17 protein-coding genes are annotated in these 19,891 nt (G+C 40.2%); 7 read left to right on the top strand and 10 right to left on the bottom strand.

Annotated features, from left to right (window positions below; genetic code table 11):
* Positions 1-35: 35 nt before the first annotated feature.
* Entirely contained in the window at positions 36-749 is a 714-nt protein-coding gene (locus J1G40_RS10030) for a hypothetical protein (protein ID WP_265242496.1), read from the bottom strand.
* A 200-nt stretch (positions 750-949) separates the two neighbouring features.
* Here J1G40_RS10030 and J1G40_RS10035 point away from each other — a divergent pair, with 200 nt between their 5' ends.
* On the top strand, positions 950-1,492 hold the full coding sequence (locus tag J1G40_RS10035) for a fasciclin domain-containing protein (protein ID WP_265242497.1): 543 nt from the start codon (positions 950-952) through the stop codon (positions 1,490-1,492).
* Positions 1,493-1,504: 12 nt separating this feature from the next.
* Here J1G40_RS10035 and pheT read toward each other — a convergent pair whose 3' ends face one another.
* Positions 1,505-3,931, bottom strand: coding sequence for a phenylalanine--tRNA ligase subunit beta (gene pheT, locus J1G40_RS10040; protein ID WP_265242498.1), 2,427 nt, complete (start codon positions 3,929-3,931; stop codon positions 1,505-1,507).
* Positions 3,932-4,059: 128 nt separating this feature from the next.
* Between pheT and J1G40_RS10045 the strand changes: the two genes are divergently transcribed.
* Positions 4,060-5,280 carry a peroxiredoxin family protein gene (locus tag J1G40_RS10045; protein WP_265242499.1) on the top strand — a complete coding sequence of 407 codons (1,221 nt, stop codon included), beginning with the start codon at positions 4,060-4,062 and terminating at the stop codon, positions 5,278-5,280.
* A gap of 111 nt (positions 5,281-5,391) precedes the next feature.
* On the opposite strand, the gene leuB is transcribed toward J1G40_RS10045, so the two are convergent.
* Both leuB and J1G40_RS10055 read right to left on the bottom strand, forming a co-directional pair.
* Entirely contained in the window at positions 5,392-6,510 is a 1,119-nt protein-coding gene (gene leuB / locus J1G40_RS10050; protein WP_265242500.1) for a 3-isopropylmalate dehydrogenase, read from the bottom strand.
* Entirely contained in the window at positions 6,511-7,683 is a 1,173-nt protein-coding gene (locus J1G40_RS10055) for a 2-isopropylmalate synthase (protein WP_265242501.1), read from the bottom strand. It lies immediately after the preceding gene.
* A 146-nt stretch (positions 7,684-7,829) separates the two neighbouring features.
* On the opposite strand from J1G40_RS10055, the gene J1G40_RS10060 reads away from it, so the two are divergent.
* Positions 7,830-9,374, top strand: a complete 1,545-nt coding sequence (locus J1G40_RS10060) for a hypothetical protein (protein ID WP_265242502.1) — start codon at positions 7,830-7,832, stop codon at positions 9,372-9,374.
* Here J1G40_RS10060 and J1G40_RS10065 read toward each other — a convergent pair.
* From J1G40_RS10065 to panB, 4 genes are all read right to left on the bottom strand, one after another.
* Positions 9,364-9,915 (bottom strand): DUF4252 domain-containing protein, encoded by a 552-nt coding sequence (locus J1G40_RS10065; RefSeq protein ID WP_265242503.1) that lies wholly within the window; start codon positions 9,913-9,915, stop codon positions 9,364-9,366. The two genes, J1G40_RS10060 and J1G40_RS10065, sit on opposite strands and share 11 nt — an antisense overlap.
* A 119-nt stretch (positions 9,916-10,034) precedes the next feature.
* Positions 10,035-10,733, bottom strand: a complete 699-nt coding sequence (locus tag J1G40_RS10070) for an RluA family pseudouridine synthase (protein WP_265242504.1) — start codon at positions 10,731-10,733, stop codon at positions 10,035-10,037.
* Positions 10,733-11,230, bottom strand: a complete 498-nt coding sequence (gene lspA / locus J1G40_RS10075) for a signal peptidase II (RefSeq protein WP_265242505.1) — start codon at positions 11,228-11,230, stop codon at positions 10,733-10,735. The genes J1G40_RS10070 and lspA overlap by 1 nt, the downstream gene beginning before the upstream one ends.
* 25 nt (positions 11,231-11,255) lie before the next feature.
* Positions 11,256-12,074 (bottom strand): 3-methyl-2-oxobutanoate hydroxymethyltransferase, encoded by an 819-nt coding sequence (gene panB / locus J1G40_RS10080; RefSeq protein ID WP_265242506.1) that lies wholly within the window; start codon positions 12,072-12,074, stop codon positions 11,256-11,258.
* Positions 12,075-12,186: 112 nt separating this feature from the next.
* Between panB and J1G40_RS10085 the strand changes: the two genes are divergently transcribed.
* On the top strand, positions 12,187-12,642 hold the full coding sequence (locus J1G40_RS10085; RefSeq protein ID WP_265242507.1) for a nuclear transport factor 2 family protein: 456 nt from the start codon (positions 12,187-12,189) through the stop codon (positions 12,640-12,642).
* A gap of 59 nt (positions 12,643-12,701) precedes the next feature.
* Positions 12,702-13,643 carry a DUF1080 domain-containing protein gene (locus tag J1G40_RS10090; protein WP_265242508.1) on the top strand — a complete coding sequence of 314 codons (942 nt, stop codon included), beginning with the start codon at positions 12,702-12,704 and terminating at the stop codon, positions 13,641-13,643.
* 5 nt (positions 13,644-13,648) lie between these two features.
* Here J1G40_RS10090 and J1G40_RS10095 read toward each other — a convergent pair whose 3' ends face one another.
* Positions 13,649-15,112, bottom strand: coding sequence for a Gfo/Idh/MocA family protein (locus tag J1G40_RS10095; RefSeq protein ID WP_265242509.1), 1,464 nt, complete (start codon positions 15,110-15,112; stop codon positions 13,649-13,651).
* A 100-nt stretch (positions 15,113-15,212) separates the two neighbouring features.
* Positions 15,213-16,637, bottom strand: coding sequence for an L-serine ammonia-lyase (locus J1G40_RS10100; protein ID WP_265242653.1), 1,425 nt, complete (start codon positions 16,635-16,637; stop codon positions 15,213-15,215).
* A 265-nt stretch (positions 16,638-16,902) separates the two neighbouring features.
* Between J1G40_RS10100 and dnaK the strand changes: the two genes are divergently transcribed.
* The gene (gene dnaK / locus J1G40_RS10105; RefSeq protein WP_265242510.1) at positions 16,903-18,813 is read left to right on the top strand and encodes a molecular chaperone DnaK; all 1,911 of its coding nucleotides are present in this window, start codon (positions 16,903-16,905) and stop codon (positions 18,811-18,813) included.
* 115 nt (positions 18,814-18,928) lie between these two features.
* Entirely contained in the window at positions 18,929-19,870 is a 942-nt protein-coding gene (locus tag J1G40_RS10110; RefSeq protein WP_265242511.1) for a hypothetical protein, read from the top strand.
* Positions 19,871-19,891 lie beyond the last annotated feature (21 nt).

Below are 19,891 nucleotides of genomic sequence, written 5' to 3' on the forward strand. Positions count from 1 at the left end.
TTCTGATGAATAGGTAGACTTCCCGGGAGTACTTATCATAAGTACTTGCTTCGCCAAATAGCAGGATTAAAATTTTTCCCAAGTGCGAAGCCATAAAATATTACTATCGCGGCAATAGATTTGAACATAAAGAAGAAAATGATCCAAAACTCTGCAGCCGAATTATTTTTCGAAAATAAACCGTCCGGGACCATCAGACTTACTGCATAACTCATCAAAACCACCAATAGTGCAAGGTTAATAATATTCTTAAAAGGCCATACCAAAATCCTGCGAAAAGGATGTAAATCTTTCCCCCATTTATGGATGAGGTAGAAATAATCGTTACCAATAGGTGCAAAGAGTAGGGGATCATCTTTGTCTTCCAGTCTAAAGAGTTTGGAAGGAGCCATTATCTTATATCCCTGAATCTCAATATCATGAAGCTCTTCTAACTTTTTAATCTTATTAATAGCCGCCAGAGGGATATCTCCTTTAAAATATGAAGTATTCAGGAAACGAAGTCGATAATCTATACAAGTTTCTCTGATCTGATTAATATGGAAGATATTTTTTGTTTCTAATAAATCAAAATTGAAATCGTTGATAATTTCTCTTGAATTATTCGATAAGCTTTGCTGTATGCGTTTCTCCCGTTCATTATCCTTTTCCAGTAAGGCATAGACACTGGCCAGTAATTCTTCTTCAGAAATCGACTTGTCTCTTACCTTTGCCAGTTTGGTGGCGATATTTATTCTTTTAAATAGCATAGGTTTTATAGCATTCTCTCAAAAATAGTAATTGCTAAAGGTCAAATCAATTCCAATTAGATAAAATATATTGTTAATATTTTGTTAATTTCTATGAACTGCACAGTGCGCATAACAGATATCTAGTGCTAAATTGTATATTGTCGATATAATAATACCGTTCATCGATATTGAATGACTACTTCAGATACCCCACCACAATGAAATACTTAAGAGCCCCACTTTTTATCTTAAGCCTATTATGCGTTTGTACCATTACCGGACAGGGTTCGGAGGCCGAGCTGGATCGGTCTGTTGTGGACAATACAATTATTGAAAGCACTGAAGGCTCCGAGCATCACAAGACCTTATTGGCAGCGGTGAGAGCTGCAGATTTAGAAGAAACATTAGAGAGCGATGGTCCTTTTACGGTATTTGCTCCGTCAGATTTTGCTTTTAGGAAGTTATCCAAGGAAAAGATAGCGGCATTATTACTTCCCGAGAATAAAAAGGAATTAAAGGCCGTACTTTCTTATCATATTGTAGCTGGTAATTTAACCGCTTCCAAGATTTTAAAAGCCCTTTGCAGAGGCGAGGGTACTGCCAGTTTCACTACAATCCAGGGAGATGAAATTAGGGCCAGTATGGATGGGATAGACATCGTTTTAACAGATCGGAATGGGAATTCTGCAAGAATTACTACTGCTGATGCCAACCAATGCAATGGAGTAATACACGTCATTGATAGTGTAATTATGCCATAATCTATTTAAGGTCTATCTGAGTTCTGCACCGAGTTCCTTTTCGTACCGCTGTTGCAGTTTATTCATTATCTTATCTATTTGCTTATCTGTCAAGGTCTTCTTCTCGTCTTGCAACGTATAACTTATGGCATAGGACTTTTTGCCTTCCGGTAATTTTTTGCCGGTATATACATCAAATAGATTGATATCTTTAAGTAACTTTTTCTCGGTTTGAACAGCTATTTCATATACTTGCTTGAAAGTAATTTCATCTCCCAGGAGCAATGCAAAATCGCGTTTTACTTCAGGATATTTTGATAGTGGTTTAAAGATAATAGTCTGTTTTGCAGCTTTTTCTATTAATTTATCCCAATCAAAATCTGCGAATAGCACCTCTTGTTTTATATCAAAATGCTGAAGTATCTTTTTGTTCACAACGCCGTAATTTACCAGCGCATCTTTGCCATCGAAAAGTGTGATTCCTTCGGAAAATATAGGGTCTTCAACCGGGCAGGAGGTAACCGCAGATAAACCTAATCTGCTCATCACCAATTCTACAACTGCTTTTAGATAATAGAAATCCGTAGGCCTGTTTGCTTCCGTCCAACTATCTCTGAGCCTGTCTCCCGTAATTAGGAGGGTCAGATGTTGTTTCTCTAAATTCCCTTCTCTACCCTTGCTATACGTTTTACCATATTCGAAAAACTTAAGACGTGTTTTTTTTCTGTTTATATTATAGGAAATAGCTTCCAGGCCAGAAAACAACATGGTTGATCTCAGCACTGATAAATCGTTACTCAGTGGATTTAATATTGCTACGGCTTTACTATTATCCAAGCCATCTATATAACCAGTGTATTCGGGATTACTTAGACTGTTTCCAAGGATTTCATAATATCCCTGTGCTGTCAACATGTTGCCGATAATATGCTGAAGTTTATGGCCCTCATGCTTGCTGGTACTGGCTACTGATGCATTTAACTTATTACCGAAAGCGACATTATTATATCCATAAACCCGTAGAATTTCTTCAATTACATCAACTTCACGCTGAACATCTACCCTATAAAATGGAATTTCCAGTCCTAATCCTGATTCCGTGACACTTTTTGCCTGAATATCCAAAGAGGCCAAAATAGATTTGATAGTATCCCGATCTATTTTCTGCCCTATGAGTTTATCAATCTTCTTGAAGGAAAGAAATACCTGATAATTCTCCTTTTTTTTGGGGTAAAGATCAACAATATCCGAGGTGATATCTCCTCCGGTTAGTTCTTTGATCAACACAGCGGCCCGCCTTAAAGCATATTCCACATTGTTGATATCTATACCTCTTTCATACCTGAAAGAAGCATCGGTGTTCAATGCATGTCTTTTGGCAGTTTTCCTGATGCCAACCGAATCAAAATATGCACTTTCTAGGAAAATAGCCTTGGTGCTTTCTGTTACTCCGGTATTAATGCCTCCAAATACCCCGGCAATACACATTGGTTTCTCCTCGTCGCAGATCATGAGATCATCTTCGTGCAGTTTGCGTTCAATGCCATCTAATGTCATAAACTTAGTGCCGGCAGCAAGCGTCTTAACGCTTATTTTATTACCGTATATTCTATCGGCATCAAAAGCATGTAAAGGTTGCCCAAGTTCATGGAGAACATAATTCGTGGCATCCACCACATTATTTATAGGTTTCAATCCAATTGCCCTTAACCTGTTTTTTAACCAGTCTGGCGATTGTTGAACTATAAGGTTGCTAATGGTAATCCCACAATATCTGGGTGCAAGGTCGCTATTGGCTACTTCTACATCCATCTTAAGCGATCTGTTCAATACATTAAAGTTGCTTATAGAGGGGGTAATTAACTCCATAAGGACCTCTTTCTGCTTTAGGCCTGCTCTTAGATCTCTTGCTACCCCAAAATGACTCATGGCATCAGCTCTGTTGGGTGTTAATCCAATTTCAAATACCTGATCTTTTTCAATTTCAAAAACTTCAGAACAAGGGCTTCCGGGAACAAGACTTTCTTCCAGCACCATAATCCCGTCATGATCATCACCTAATCCTAATTCGTCTTCAGCACATATCATTCCATGGCTTTCTTCTCCTCTGATTTTACCTTTCTTTATGGTGAAAGGCTCACCTTCACCAGGATGCAAAGTGGTACCAATGGTAGCTACGGCAACCTTTTGGCCTTTGGCAACATTGGGCGCCCCACAAACTATTTGGACCGGATCTTTTGTCCCTATATCTACAGTTGTAAGTTTTAGTTTATCGGCGTTGGGATGTTTTATGCAACTTAGAACTTCCCCCACGACAACCCCCTCCAATGCCCCAACAATAGATTCAAATGGAGTTATCCCTTCTACCTCCAGACCCAGGTCTGTTAATAGTTCAGCGGTCTGCTCTGCCGGCCAATCTAATCGGAGAAACTGTTTTAACCAGTTATAGGAAATATTCATCAGTTGGTTTTAGAGCCTCAAAGATAAAACAATGCAATCTTACATTCAATAGTGTAAGGATTGAAATACTTCATTTTTATTGTAAGTTCTACCGGCTTATTTCGATATTTGGAACATATAGGAGAATTATGGTTAAAAAGATAATATTGGTATTTGTTTTTATTGGGTTCTTTGGATGCGAAACGGTTAAAAAGGATCAATTGAAACAAGGAAGTTGGTTGGCGCATTTGGAAGTTATGGACGGGGAGAAATTGCCTTTCAATTTTAACCTTAGCAAAGTGGATGAGTCTTTTGTTATGGAAGTCTATAATGCCGATGAAGTAATCACCATAAACGATATAGAAATTAAGCAGGACTCTATATATATCAGAATGTCTGTTTTTGAAGGATATATTGCCGGGACCTATACCCAAGAGAGCGTAGAGGGGAGTTATATTAAAGAAAGCCTTGATAGGGTAGTGCCTTTTAAAGCTGCCTATGGGGCGGCTCCAAGGTTTACATCCGCCCATCCTGGTACACAGGACATTTCCGGGATTTGGGAAACTGAATTTATTCCTGATGACGATGACCCTTATATTGCCAAGGGGATATTTACACAGAATAAACAACTTGTTAAGGGGACCTTCCGTACAACTACAGGAGACTACAGATATCTGGAGGGAATAGTCGATGGAGATTCTCTTAAACTTTCAACTTTTGATGGGGCCCATGCTTTTTTGTTTACAGCAAGGGTGACAGATAGCACACTTAATGGCGCGTTCTACTCTGGTAATCATTCTAAGGAAATTTTTACTGCCGTACGTAACGAAGATTTTGAACTGCCGGATGAAACCACTCTGACCTATTTAAAAGATGGTTACGATACATTCGAATTCAGTTTTCCGAATGAGGCAGGAGAACTAATTTCGTTAGGCGATCCTGAATTCCAGGGAAAGGCTACCGTAGTGCAGATCATGGGCACATGGTGCCCTAATTGCCTTGACGAATCGAAATTTCTGGTAGATTATCTCAAAAAAAATAATAACCCCAATTTGAAAGTGATAGCCCTGGCTTTTGAATATGCCAGGACCAAGGAGGGTGCTTTTAAAGGAATACAAAGACTTAAAGACAGATTGGGGGTAGAGTATCCTGTTTTATTAGCACAATACGGCACATCCAATAAGAGTAAAGCGAATGAAAAGTTACCGATGCTCAATCATGTACTTTCTTATCCAACTACCATATTTATTGACAAAAAAGGAAAGGTTAGAAAGATTCATACCGGTTTTAATGGTCCGGCAACTGGTGATAAGTACCTGGAATTTAAATTGGAGTTTGATACGTTTATAAAGGAATTATTGGACGAGTAGTAAGGTTTCGATTCCGCCTTAATTAATGCCCTGACCCTTGTTTCAAATGCGCTGGAAAATAAAAAGACCCCCTGGAAAATAGAAGGTCTTTTTTTGGTGACTAAAATGTAACTAAATGATGGTTGATTTTCCCAACCCAATATTCTCTTTATTGATACTCTGAAAGTTATCAGAGTCTACTATGTTTCCGGCAATAAACTCTCCAACTTCATCTGTACTGTATTTACTTTTTACATCCAGATCGGGGGTGACAATGTTCTTTTTCATGGATTTGTAAATGGCATTGACCACGGATTGCGATTCTTCATCAAGCCCAAAATGATTTAGTAGCATTGCGGCCGACAAAATTGAGGCGATAGGATTGGCAATGTTTTTACCAGCAGCCTGCGGGTATGAACCATGTATAGGCTCAAACATTGCGTTGTTTTCCCCCACGGAAGCCGAAGGTAAAAGTCCAATGGATCCCCCAATAACTCCTCCGACATCAGATAATATGTCTCCGAACATATTGTCTGAAAGTATTATATCGAATTGTTTTGGATTCAGAATTAATTGCATTGCCGCGTTGTCTACGAACAAGAATTCCAGCTCAACTTCTGGATAGCTTTCACCTATTTTACTAACAACTTTACGCCACAGTCTGGAGGATTCCAAAACATTCGCCTTATCTACCAGGGTAAGCTTCTTGCGCCTGCTTTTTGCCGCTTTAAAAGCGAGGTGAGCAATTCTGCTGATCTCGTGTTCGGAATATTCACAAAGGTCAGAAGCCTTTGTCCCATCGTCGCTTAATTTTTTTTCACCGAAATAAATACCGCCTGTTAGTTCTCTGTAGATAATAAAATCTGTTCCCTTGATCACCTTTTCTTTCAGGGTAGATTTTTTAATGATTGTTGGGAATATCTTTACCGGTCTTATATTGCTAAAAAGATCCAATGCTTTACGCAGTCGCAATAAACCTTGTTCGGGTCGGATTTTGGCATCCGGATCCTTGTCATATTTTGGATCGCCTATCGCTCCAAATAAAACGGCGTCCGAATTTTTACATAATTCCAGGGTTTCTTCGGGAAGAGGATCACCTTTGGCCGAAATGGCACTTGCACCAACCAGTGCCCGAGTAAAAGTAAATTGATGTCCAAAGGTTTCTTCAACCGCCTGCAGGCATTTTACTGCCTGTGCTGTGACCTCGGGACCAATACCGTCACCGGGAAGCAATGCGATCTTTAATTTCATCTATGCCAAACTTTCCAGATTAATCTGACTTGCTACTACAATTTCATGAATATCCGCATCCTCTATTTCTTTTTTTCGGTCTGCGAATTTCAGAAACTCATCATACACCTTATCCAACTGAAGTTTGGTAAGTTCGTAACCAATATTTTTTGCCCTGTATGCCAGAGCAGCTCTTCCGCTTCTGGCCGTCAATACTATTGAAGATTCGTTTACCCCAACGTCTTCAGGATCGATAATCTCATAGGTCTCTCTTTTTTTGATAACCCCGTCCTGATGTATTCCCGAGCTATGTGCAAAAGCATTAGAACCTACAATAGCCTTATTGGGCTGTACTGGCATTCCCATTTTCTGGGACACCATCTGGCTGGTACTATACAGCAATTTACTGTTGATCCCGGTATCGAGCGCCAAATGGGGATGTTGTCTTAAGATCATTACTACTTCCTCCAAAGACGTATTCCCAGCGCGTTCTCCTATCCCGTTAATAGTACATTCTATTTGCCGCGCTCCGTTAATTACTCCGGCAATTGAATTCGCAGTAGCCAGCCCCAGATCGTTGTGGCAATGACAAGACAGTATAGCCTTATCTATTCCCCTTACATTTTCCTTTAAATATTTCATTTTGGCCCCATACTCTTCGGGAAGGCAGTAGCCTGTAGTGTCAGGAATATTTAAGACTGTTGCACCCGCCTTTATGACTTCTTCACAGACGCGCGCCAGATATTCATTATCTGTTCGTCCTGCATCTTCTGCATAAAATTCAACATCCTCCACAAAACTTTTGGCATATTTGACGGCCTCCACGGCCCTCTCAATGATTTTATCTCTGGTGGAGTTGAATTTGAACTTAATATGCGAATCGGAAGTCCCAATGCCGGTATGTATTCTGGGTCTTTTGGCATGTTTTATTGCCTCGGCCGCCACTTCTATATCCTTTTTTACAGACCTGGTCAGCCCGCAAACTGTTGCATTTTTGACCACTCTCGCGATTTCAGACACCGATTTAAAATCTCCAGGACTCGAAATTGGAAAGCCTGCTTCAATAATATCCACTCCCAATTGGTCTAGCCTTTCGGCAATGACCAACTTCTGTTTCGTATCTAATTTACAACCGGGAACCTGTTCCCCATCTCTTAAAGTGGTATCAAAAATGTGTACCTTATCTTTACTCATTATTTTTACATAATTTTAGTCACCATTACGAATATATAGTTAGCTTTTCAAAAGCAATTAGAACCATCGTGCTATTTACAACGTTAATTTAGTTTTTGACATAGATAATATCCTGAAATACAATTGTTTAAATCTATCATTTTACGATGACAACTGCCCATAAAGACGCCTTGTTTGTTCTGGTTAAATCCTTATCCAAATCGGAAAAGCGACAATTTAAATTATATGTCGGACGGTTAGGGGTGAATACAGATGCTAAATTTCTTGCGCTCTTCAATCTAATGGACAAAATGAAGAAGTATGATGAGCGTGTTATTCTGGACAGTGGAATTGTCAAAAAAACGCAGCTCTCTAACCTAAAAGCCCATCTGTACAAACAAATTTTAGTAAGCCTTCGTCTTAATCCGGTTAACCAGAACATTCGTGTTCAGTTGCGGGAGCAGCTAGATTTTGCAACTATTCTCTATCAAAAAGGACTGTATAAGCAAAGCCTTAAAATACTGGATAAAGTAAAAGCAATCGCGATTGATAATGAGGAGAAAAACATTGCTTACGAAATAGTTGAGTTAGAGAAAATAATTGAAACCCAGTATATAACAAGGAGTATCCCGGATAGGGCAGATGAACTTGCCGTGCAGGCTAAGGAACTGGCTGAACAGAATGTAATGACCAGCAAACTCTCTAACCTCTCCCTGCAATTATATGGCATGATGCTCAAAGTGGGTTATGTCAGGAGCGATGAGGACTATCGAAAAGTGGAGCGGTATTTTGAAATGCACCTGCCAGAATATCGAATAGAGGATTTAGGTTTCAGGGAAAAGTTGTGGCTGTATAAAGCGCATTTATGGTACAGCTTTTTACTTCAGGACTTCCTATCCTGTTATAAATATTCCAGTAAATGGGTAGATCTCTTTTATGAGAATAAGGAGATGATTTATCTTAACCCGGTTTTCTTTCTTAAGGGGAACCATTATTTGCTAGAATCTCTGTTTTTTGTAAAATACAGCTCCCAGTTTAAAGCTAGCCTGGAGCGATTGGAGGCTAAAATTAGTGAAAAAGACTTTCCCAAAAATGACAATATCAGCTCCCTGGTATTTCTTTACGTAAATGCAAACAAACTTAACCTGCATTTTCTGGAAGGCACCTTTGAAAAAGCCCTGTATTTGGTGAGAATCATAGAATATGGTATAGCCAAGCACCGAGACAGAATAGACGAGCATCACATAATGGTATTGTATTATAAGATCGCCTGTCTCTACTTTAGTATTGGCGATAACAAAACCTGTATTCAATACTTAAAAAAGATCATCAATAATAAAAACCTGAAGATGCGGGAAGACCTTATGTGCTTTGCAAGAGTTCTGAGCTTAGTGGCGCATTATGAGGCAGGTATGGATTATCATTTGGAAATACAACTTAAAAGCACATATAAGTTTCTTTTAAAAATGAACGACCTTCATGAAGTGCAAAAGGAGATGATCAAATTCTTAAGGGGCCTTGGAGATATTTATCCACATGAGCTGAGAAATGAATTTCAGAAGTTGTACGATCAATTAAAGAAATATGAGCATCATCCTTATGAAAAACGCGCTTTTTTATATCTCGATATTCTTTCCTGGCTAGAAAGTCACTTGCAAAACAAACCGGTTGCACAGATCATAAGGGAAAAAGCAATGGCCGCTACTCGTTAACTATTCCTGGGGTTCCGGACCCAAATTGCTGAATTAGCCCGGAGGAGAGCTTTTCAAATTGGTTGTTCTTTGCCAGCTCCCTTACTTTCACAGGGTCAAAATCTCCATTGAAATACAAGAAAGAACCCCTTATGTTATTGTTATTATAGATCAGGATTTCTTTGACCGAATTGCGCTTTTCACGAATGGATACTACATTTCTTTTTAGTTCATCATTTTTTCTGAACACCTCAATAAAAGAATTGCCGGTAATATTGTTCATTTGGTTATTAAGAAAGCGTGTTCTCGCAGGGGTTGTACTTGGAAATTGCATATACCTCAGATCCTTTGTATTGCCAACAAGGGCGTTCATCTCCGGGGAAATACCGCTAACCAAGGACAACATTACGCGTGGCACGCGTATGGCCATTACTTTATCGTCATTTTTATGAGCATTGTAGAAATTGTCAATCGAATTATAGCTACTACAAGAAGCCGCCAATAATACGCCAATAATAAATAGTGTTCTTTTAATCATGGTATAGTGTTCTTTATATTTCATTCTCAGTAATTCAAATACCATGCCTATCTCTTTCCTATGCAATAAAGTTGGCGGCTGGTAATTTCATTTTTAGATATAAACATCCCAATGAATTACGTCTCCTTTAAAGTAATAAAAAATCATAAACCTGCCTGCCAGAGCACATCCGAAGGGGGTGGTGCGACGATATTTACCTCTACTTTTTGGACAGGATGTATAAACGACAACTTTCTCGCATGCAGATGTATGCTCGCATCTGCATTGCTTCTGTCAAATCCATATTTTAAGTCGCCTTTAATAGGGCAACCTATTGCTGCCAATTGCGCCCTGATCTGGTGATGCCTCCCGGTTTCCAGGTGAATTTCCAGTATAAAATAATTGTCTAGTTTCCTGATAATTTTATAGGTCAGAATTGCTTTTTTAGCCCCCTCAACCTCCAGTTTATGAGCATAGGACTTATTCTGCCTGGGGTTGCGTACCAACCAATGAATAAGGGTGTCTTCACTTTTGTCAGGTCTGGATTTAACGATGGCCCAATATGTTTTTGTAGCTTCTTTCTGCGCAAAAATTTTATTGAGTCTGGCTAGCGCTTTAGAGGTCCGGGCAAAAACCACTATACCCGATGTTGGCCGGTCTATTCTATGCACTACGCCTAAATAAACGGCACCTGGCTTGTTGTACTTTTTTTTAATGTACAGCTTTACTATTTCACTAAGGGGAAGGTCTCCTGTTTTATCTCCCTGAACAATATCTCCCGGACGTTTGTTAATAGCGATAAGGTGATTGTCTTCATACAATACCTGGAGGTTATCTGCCGTGGAAATTCGTTTGGAGGTCACTACAGTGCTATTTTTTGTTGTCTGAAAATCAGAAATAAAATAAACAACATCCCACAACTAATAGAGACGTCGGCCATATTGAAGATTCCGGTTTTAAGAACACCAAGTTTAATTTGAAAGAAGTCGGTCACAGATCCATACATTACCCTGTCCCACAAATTGCCAATACCTCCTCCAATAACAAAAGCAAAGGCGATTACCAGGCGATAGTCCATTCCTGTTTTTTGCAACAGTCTTATAAGAAGTGCAAGCAATACCATTAAAGGTAGCAGTTGAAGAATTATAATTTTCAATGTAGGAGATAGCTGGTCTCCAATACCCAGCATTGCGCCAGTATTCTCTACATTGGTTAAAATCAGGTGATGCTCCAGGACTTCTATATAATCTGATGGGTGAACATTTTTTCTCACCAAATCTTTGGAGATCTGATCACAGCTGATATTAAGAATAACTACAGCCAGTATTCCTAGTCCTCTAAGTTTTTTTTGAGCTCTCATAGGGGTCAATACAACTGTAGTCTAATCAGTACTGTTCTTCATCACTTGGAAAATCCAGGTTTTTAACATCCTGGACATAATTGGATATTGCCGCACCCATCTCCTCGTATAAGTTCATATAACGGCGTAAAAATCTTGGGTTAAATTCATGAGTCATCCCCAACAGGTCATGGATGACCAATACTTGTCCGTCTGCATGTTTGCCGCCCCCAATACTAATAGTTGGGATAGAAATACTTTCGGATACTTTCTTTGTTAATTCGGCTGGAATTTTCTCCAGAACAATGGCAAAACAACCCAGTTTCTCAAGAGTTTTTGCATCGTCCATTAATTTTTCAGCTTCGTCTTTGTCTTTGGCCCTGACCGTATATGTTCCAAATTTGTAAATAGATTGAGGGGTTAATCCCAAATGCCCCATGACCGGGATTCCTGCGTTTAGAATCCTTTTTACGGACTCCTTTATTTCTATCCCTCCCTCTACTTTAACGGCATGCGCTCCACTTTCTTTCATAATTCTGATGGCAGATCTTAGGGCCTCTTTGGGATCACTCTGATAACTTCCAAAAGGGATGTCAACTACCACCAGAGCTCTGTTTACGGCCCTAATTACTGATGAGGCATGATAAATCATTTGATCCAGGGTGATGGGTAAAGTAGTTTCATGTCCGGCCATCACATTGCTGGCAGAATCACCAACCAGGATAACATCCACATTTGCGGCATCAACAATTTTTGCCATGGAATAATCATATGCCGTAAGCATGGAGATTTTCTCGCCCTGCTTTTTCATATCCACTAAAGATTTTACGGTAACCCTCTTGAATTCCTTTTTTGCTGTCGACATGCTACAAAATTTAATTGGGCTAAATGTAAGGAGTTTTGGTGAGATAGTACCACAGATCCCAAGGGGGATTATATTTCGTTTTTTTGAGTTATTTTTGGACAAATTGTAAAAAATGAAAAGATTACTATTGTTGTTTTTACTATTGTCGATTGTTCCACTTTCCGCTCAGGGTACGGCAGAGGAAGCCGTTCAAAAAACAATTGAGACCTTCTTTGAGGGTTTCCACCAGCAAGATTCTGTAGTTATGTTGTCTACAGTTGGCGATGATCCCATACTGCAAACCATTGGAAATAATAAAGAAGGCCAGTTGAGAATCAGGCAGGAAAAATTTGATCGACTTATACAATCTATAGTGTCTATTCCCGATTCTATAAATTTTCAGGAAAAAATAAAGTCGTACAGTATTCAGATAGATGGAGCTATGGCCAATGCCTGGACGCCCTATGAATTCTGGATTAATGATAAATTCAGCCACTGTGGTGTAAATTCCTTTCAGTTGTTCAATGATGGGGAAGGATGGAAGATTATTTATCTGGTAGATACCCGGCGAAGGGACGACTGCCTGTAATACTCCCAATTTTAGATTTATTTAAAGAGAAGTTGAAAACAAGAATTGATTATCTACATATGAAAACGAAATTTATATTGTATTCGGTTATTACCTTTATGATTTTATCATTGTCACCTGCGATTATCTTCGGACAGGATGAAAATCCGTTGGAAGGAAGATGGAACCTCTCCATTTCTCAGGAAGGCAAAGAATTACCATCCTGGTTAGAAATCCGGCATTCAGGGACCAATACGTTGGTGGGCCGCTTTGTTTACGCATTCGGCAGTGCCAGGCCCATTGCTGAAGTTAAATTACAGGATGGGAAGTTTAGCTTTGAAATACCACCCCAGTGGGAGCCAGGTAAGACCAATATGAAGTTCGAAGGAGCCTTATCAGGTGAAAAGTTGATGGGTACTATGGTTTATACCGATGGTAAATCTTACGATTGGGAGGCATCAAGGTCCCCGGAATTACCACACAACGCCAACCCGGTTTGGGGAGAATCTACGGCGCTGTTCAATGGCAAGGATTTGTCCGGATGGCAGGCAATGGGAGAGAACCAATGGCAAGTGACAGATGGTATTTTAACAAGTCAAAAATCTGGCGCTAATCTGGTTTCGGATCAAAAGTTTACAGATTTTAAGTTAAATGTGGAATTTCGTTATCCAGAAGGCAGTAATAGCGGTATCTACCTCCGCGGCCGATATGAAGTACAAATAGCAGACAACAAGGGGCTGGCACCTTCCGATATCTATTTTGGAGGGGTGTATGGATTTCTTACTCCCAATGAAATGGTAGCCAAAGCAGCAGGGGAGTGGCAGACTTATGAGATTACACTTATTGGTCGCAGAGTGACCATAGTGGGTAACGGCAAACAAATTATTACAGATCAGATTATCCCTGGAATGACCGGAGGTGCCCTCGATAACAATGAGGCGGCACCCGGACCGATATTAATTCAGGGAGACCACGGCCCTGTGGAATTTAAGAAAATAACTATAACACCTGTTAAAGGGTAAGGCCGCTATATTTTCCAGCCCTCTCTATAGGTTCTGCCTACAAATTGGTTCGCTTCTTCCTGATTGGTGATTCTCATGTTTTCGCCATCCCAAAGCAACTTTTTTCGGGCAAAGAATTCCATCTTTCCTTCAGAATTTTCCTTCTGCAGCATATAACTTCTTATGGCCAGGTTACCCATTAGTACTGTTTCTGTCATAGGCCCGGCATAATCAAACGAGGAGGTTAATCCCAAATGCTCGGGACTGTTAAAACCGGCTTTACATGCGTCTACCCATTTGCGTTGATGGCCGTATTCAGGTTCTTTATTATCCTCTACTTCCGGACCAAATTCTGTAGTTCCGTCATTCAGGTAAAGTTTTGGCATAATAGGAGAACTGTCGTTAATATTTGTAGAGATAATCCCCTTATCACCGATTATTAGTACCCCATTGCTACTATTTTTACCGCCAATATCGTGGTCTGCCGGAATAATGTCCGGATGTGAAGGTCTTATTCCTCCATCACTCCATGTCATTTCTATGGGAGACTTACTTTTCTCTGTAGCGTCAAAATGCAGGGTAATAAATGAAGAAGGAGGGCAACCTTCCGGATGATAATCGGCATTCCACATTTGGGTGTAAACAGACCCCACACTGCATTCTGCATCAGTTGGATACTTAAGACCCAGTGTCCTGAAAGGAATGTCTATAAGGTGGCAGCCGACATCCCCAAGTGCTCCGGTTCCATAATCCCACCATCCTCGCCAGTTAAATGGATGCAGGTTGGGAGTGTACGGACGGGCTGGGGCCGGCCCCAGCCAAAGGTCCCAATAAAGATCTTCTGGTTTCTTTGAAGCATCTGGTTCGGGCATGGCATAACCTTGAGGCCAAACGGGTCTGTTGGTCCATACCTGTACTTTTGAAATATTACCTATTACACCAGAATCAACCCATTTCTGCACCATTCCTAATAGCGGATTAGAACCACCCTGGTTCCCCATCTGAGTAACAATTTCATTACTGCGTGCCATTTCTGTCAGCATTCTGGCTTCTCTGATGTTATGAGTCATAGGTTTTTGAACATAAACATGTATTCCTCTTTCCATAGCGAAGGCTGCTGCAGGTCCATGAACATGGTCAGGAGTAGAAATGGTGACCGCGTCCAACCGCTCTTTCTCTAACATTACTCTGTAATCATGATATAATTTTGCCTTGGGAAATCTTTCTACTGAACGTTTAGCAGACCCCGAAAAATCCACATCACATAGGGCAACCACCTTTTCCCTGCCGTTTACCGAGGCATTATAGATGTCACTAGATCCTTTGCCGCCTGCACCTATTGCGGCCAGACGAAGTCGGTCACTAGGTGCAACATATCCCACGCCACCCAGTACATGTCTGGGAACAATAAATATAGACGAGGCGACAGTTGCTTTTTTCAGGAATGACCTTCTTGAATTATTTTTTTTGGATGAGGGTGATTGTTTCATTGTGTATTTATCTTTTTCTGATTGGTTAGGTAATAAATGTAAGAAAAATTCGGACTAAGAATAAAATTTTAATCGTATGCGCATTAAAAGAGATATGAAATTAACAATCACTTAGAAATACCCCAACGGCAAGGCCGCCTTCAGAGGTCTCCTTATATTTGGCATTCATGTCTTTGGCGGTTTCCCACATGGTATCCACCACTTTATCCAGGGGTACCTTAGCGTGTTTTGGGTCAGCGTCTAATGCAAGTTCCGCTGCATTTATAGCTTTTATGGCCCCCATCGAATTGCGTTCTATACAAGGCACCTGAACCAATCCTCCAATAGGATCGCATGTGAGCCCCAGATGATGTTCCATGGCAATTTCTGCGGCTACCAGCACTTGTTCAGGAGTACCTCCTAGTAGTTCTGTCAGCGCAGCCGCTGCCATTGCTGAGGATACTCCAATTTCCGCCTGACAACCGCCCATTGCAGCAGAAATGGTTGCCCCTTTTTTAAAGATGCTGCCAATTTCACCTGCCACAAGTAGAAACTTTTTAATATGTTCAAAATTGGCATCGTGATTTTCAATGACCATATAATACATCAAAACAGCAGGAATTACCCCGGCACTACCATTTGTGGGTGCAGTTACTACCCTTCCCAAAGAGGCGTTAACCTCATTTACACTCAGTGCGAAACAACTAACCCACTTCAGGATTTGCCTGAACTTAACCTCGGTTTTTCTTATGGTTTGCAACCAGGTTTCTGGTGTATCATAGGGGAGATCTCCTATTAAATTTTGATGCATATCATATGCACGTCGACGGACATTTAAACCGCCTGGTAAAATGCCTTCAGTGTGGCATCCTGTATATATGCATTCTAACATGGTATCCCATATTCTATGTAATTCATGGTCAATTTCGGTATCAGTCCTTAAAGCTCTTTCGTTTTGTAAGACGATTTCGGAGATAGATCTTGCTTGTTGATGACAGTGATGCAATAAGTCTGTGCCTTTAGCTATTGGACAGGGGAATTCATTAAAATTGGCGATATTACGTTTTGCATTCTTTCTATCTTCCACAACTACAAATCCACCGCCAATAGAATAATAGGTGTTCGATTTTTTTTGACCACTTTCAAGAATTGCTTCAAATTTCATCCCATTGGCATGAAATGGCAGAAATTTCCTGTGGAATAGTATGTCGGATTTATGATCGAAACCAAGAGCCCTTTCCTTACCAAATAACAGGGTTTTGGTTTCCTTAATTTGACGAACTATTTTTTGTATGTGATCTACAGGAACAAGCTCCGGATCTTCACCTGCCAGACCCAGCATAACAGCATAATCTGTGGCATGACCCTTACCGGTAAGTGAAAGGGAGCCATACATATGTACTTTTAGTGAAGTAACTTTTTGGAATAGATTCCTTGCTCTCAGTTCCGAGATAAAGCGCTCTGCTGCACGCCAGGGACCCAGGGTATGTGAACTGGATGGTCCGACCCCTATTTTAAGCATGTCAAAAATGCTGATGCATTCTATTCGTTTATCCAAATTGGCCATAAAAGTAAAGATAGACATTATGCACAATGATATATTCTTACATTCTAAAAATTGCATAGCACTTTATCTTGGCATAAGATGGGATCATCTTGTTTTAAAGGGCTGGAGGGGAAAATTTGATTAAATAAAATTTGTTCTAATTCTACATTAATGACATCCTGTCAGTTTTGCAGCGTTGGCATGTTGTTTGACATTTACCTACCGATGATTATAAAATTGAAAGCACTAATATAAAATATAAGAAATGAGTAAAATTATTGGAATAGACTTAGGAACAACCAACTCCTGCGTCTCTGTAATGGAAGGTAACGAGCCCGTTGTAATTCCAAATGCAGAAGGAAAACGTACTACACCTTCTGTTATAGCGTTTGTTGAAGGCGGTGAAATTAAAGTGGGAGACCCCGCCAAAAGACAGGCGGTTACTAACCCTCACAAAACCATATATTCCATAAAAAGATTTATGGGAAATAAATTTTCCGAATCTAAGAAGGAGGCAGATAGAGTACCTTATAATGTAGTAAAGGGAGATAATAACACGCCCAGAGTTGATATTGACGGAAGGCTTTATACTCCTCAGGAATTGTCTGCAATGATTCTCCAGAAGATGAAGAAGACTGCAGAAGACTATCTTGGGCAGAGTGTAAGTAGCGCGGTGATTACCGTACCTGCTTATTTTAATGATGCTCAGCGTCAGGCTACCAAAGAGGCAGGTGAAATTGCCGGACTTAAAGTAGAGCGGATTATCAATGAACCTACGGCTGCATCATTGGCTTATGGTTTAGATAAGAAAAGTATTGATCAGAAGATTGTAGTATTCGATTTTGGTGGCGGAACTCATGATGTATCTATCCTTGAACTTGGAGATGGAGTATTTGAAGTATTGTCTACCGATGGTGATACGCATTTAGGAGGTGACGATGTAGACCAAAAGGTTATAGACTGGTTGGCAGAAGAGTTTAAAAAAGATGAGGGGATAGACCTGCGTGAAGATGCAATGGCTTTGCAACGTTTAAGAGAAGCCGCAGAAAAGGCAAAAATAGAATTGTCTTCCTCTGCCCAGACAGAGATTAATTTACCTTATGTAACTGCAACGGCTTCAGGTCCTAAGCACCTGGTGCGCAGTCTTTCAAAGGCAAAATTTGAACAATTAATTGCAGATTTGGTAAAGCGAACTATAGAGCCATGTGAGACTGCTCTGAAGTCTGCCGGATTGTCTAAAAGCGATATTGACGAAATTATCCTGGTGGGAGGTTCTACAAGAATTCCGGCCGTACAGGAAGCTGTTGAGAAATTCTTTGGTAAAAAACCATCCAAAGGTGTAAACCCCGATGAAGTAGTTGCTGTTGGTGCAGCTATTCAGGGAGGTGTACTTACCGGGGATGTAAAAGATGTTTTACTATTGGATGTGACACCTCTATCTCTTGGGATTGAGACCATGGGAGGGGTGCTTACAAAGTTGATAGATGCCAATACTACCATTCCTACCAAGAAGTCGCAGGTATTTTCCACAGCAGCTGATAACCAGCCTTCTGTAGAAATCCATGTTCTTCAGGGAGAAAGGCCTATGGCAACTGATAATAAGACTATCGGAAGATTTCATTTAGACGGTATTCCACCTGCACCCAGGGGAACACCTCAGATTGAAGTTACATTTGACATAGATGCCAATGGGATAATTAAAGTATCCGCTACAGATAAGGCAACTAATAAGACCCAGGACATAAGGATTGAGGCTTCTTCTGGTCTGACGGAGGAGGAAATTGAAAAGATGAAGGCCGAAGCGGAGGCGAATGCCGAAGCGGATAAGAAAGCCAAGGAGACTGCTGACAAATTAAATGAGGCAGATGGAATGATTTTCCAGACAGAAAAGCAACTCTCCGAATTTGGTGATAAATTATCGGATGATAAAAAGAAACCTATAGAAGATGCCTTAGCCGAATTGAAGACGGCTTATGAAACCAAGGATTTAGAAGTTATTGCTCCGGCTCTTGATAAAATAAATGAAGCCTGGAAAGTAGCCTCTGAAGAAATGTACAAGGCACAAGCAGAAGCCCAGCAGGCCGGATCGTCAGCCAATGGAGAGGAAACTGCAGCCAAGGATGGGGATCAGGAAGGAGATAATGTAGAAGATGTAGACTTTGAGGAAGTAAAGTAATTCTGCTCCCTTTAATAATTTAGACCCGCTTACTATTTAGGTAATGCGGGTCTTTCTGTTGAATTAGGCACACAATTTGTTCTAGGTTCTTACGTTATGCATTAATTTTACAGATATGAAGAGAAATTACCCCCAAAATGTTATTTTATCTTTCTTAACAGCAGTTGTTCTGCTGTGCTCTGCTATGGGCTTAGCACAGGCGCCGAGAATTTTTACCGTGCAGGATTTTGAATTGACTGGAAAAGTGAAGTCTTGCCAGGTTATTACCCCTTACGGTAAGGAAACTTTTGAATTTAATGAGGCAGGATTACTCACAAAATCTATTACGAGTTTTAATGAGCAGGATTATGATATTACCTATTACAAATATCAGGGTGAAGAGTTATCTGAACGAAGAGATGAGATATACAGAGACGGGGTATTTGACAAGTCTGTATCTATGGCCCATTTATACCATATAGATACCACATCTACCAAGAAGATTACAGAGAAAATAGTAACCTATGATGAAGATTTTATTGATAAATATGAGTATCAGTACAACTTAGAGGACAGGCTGGTAAAAGTTATCAGGTCTAATAATGAAGGACTGGATGAGACGCTTATAGAGTATACCAATTATAAAAGCGAAAACACGGTTACGCATTACCTCAATGGCGTTATCCAGAAATCTGTAAGAACATCCGATAATAAAAAGAAGAATAGCGACAAGCAAAAAATTGAACTTATAAAGGAATTCCTTGAAGGGCTTCCGGTTAAAGCAATAGAGAATTCTTATGACGCCCAGGGAAAGCTGTTATCACAACAGTATTTTGTTTACGATAACCAAAAGAAATCGTTTACGCCAGACCAATTGATCAGTTATAATTACGACGAGATGGGCAGGCTAATTGGAAAACTGACCGAGGCCAACGGCATAACGAATGAGCAGGAGTTTATATATCAATTTGACAATGGAGAGAGTGGTAATTGGGTGAAAAAGATAGTTACTCCTGAAAACGCCTTTACCACAAGAAAAATAGCATATTACCCTGAAGAAACCGAGGTAGATGAATAGAAGACTTTCAGCTTCCGGTCT

Origin of the sequence: Muriicola sp. Z0-33, assembly GCF_026126425.1 — a bacterium.
GTDB lineage: Bacteria > Bacteroidota > Bacteroidia > Flavobacteriales > Flavobacteriaceae > JAFMPW01.

Bases quoted from the DNA above. Each gene is read 5' to 3' on its own strand.
- J1G40_RS10030 (WP_265242496.1), bottom strand. From the start codon at position 749: ATGCTATTTAAAAGAATAAATATCGCCACCAAACTGGCAAAGGTAAGA.
- J1G40_RS10035 (WP_265242497.1), top strand. From the start codon at position 950: ATGAAATACTTAAGAGCCCCACTTTTTATCTTAAGCCTATTATGCGTT.
- pheT (WP_265242498.1), bottom strand. From the start codon at position 3,931: ATGAATATTTCCTATAACTGGTTAAAACAGTTTCTCCGATTAGATTGG.
- J1G40_RS10045 (WP_265242499.1), top strand. From the start codon at position 4,060: ATGGTTAAAAAGATAATATTGGTATTTGTTTTTATTGGGTTCTTTGGA.
- leuB (WP_265242500.1), bottom strand. From the start codon at position 6,510: ATGAAATTAAAGATCGCATTGCTTCCCGGTGACGGTATTGGTCCCGAG.
- J1G40_RS10055 (WP_265242501.1), bottom strand. From the start codon at position 7,683: ATGAGTAAAGATAAGGTACACATTTTTGATACCACTTTAAGAGATGGG.
- J1G40_RS10060 (WP_265242502.1), top strand. From the start codon at position 7,830: ATGACAACTGCCCATAAAGACGCCTTGTTTGTTCTGGTTAAATCCTTA.
- J1G40_RS10065 (WP_265242503.1), bottom strand. From the start codon at position 9,915: ATGAAATATAAAGAACACTATACCATGATTAAAAGAACACTATTTATT.
- lspA (WP_265242505.1), bottom strand. From the start codon at position 11,230: ATGAGAGCTCAAAAAAAACTTAGAGGACTAGGAATACTGGCTGTAGTT.
- panB (WP_265242506.1), bottom strand. From the start codon at position 12,074: ATGTCGACAGCAAAAAAGGAATTCAAGAGGGTTACCGTAAAATCTTTA.
- J1G40_RS10085 (WP_265242507.1), top strand. From the start codon at position 12,187: ATGAAAAGATTACTATTGTTGTTTTTACTATTGTCGATTGTTCCACTT.
- J1G40_RS10090 (WP_265242508.1), top strand. From the start codon at position 12,702: ATGAAAACGAAATTTATATTGTATTCGGTTATTACCTTTATGATTTTA.
- J1G40_RS10095 (WP_265242509.1), bottom strand. From the start codon at position 15,112: ATGAAACAATCACCCTCATCCAAAAAAAATAATTCAAGAAGGTCATTC.
- dnaK (WP_265242510.1), top strand. From the start codon at position 16,903: ATGAGTAAAATTATTGGAATAGACTTAGGAACAACCAACTCCTGCGTC.
- J1G40_RS10110 (WP_265242511.1), top strand. From the start codon at position 18,929: ATGAAGAGAAATTACCCCCAAAATGTTATTTTATCTTTCTTAACAGCA.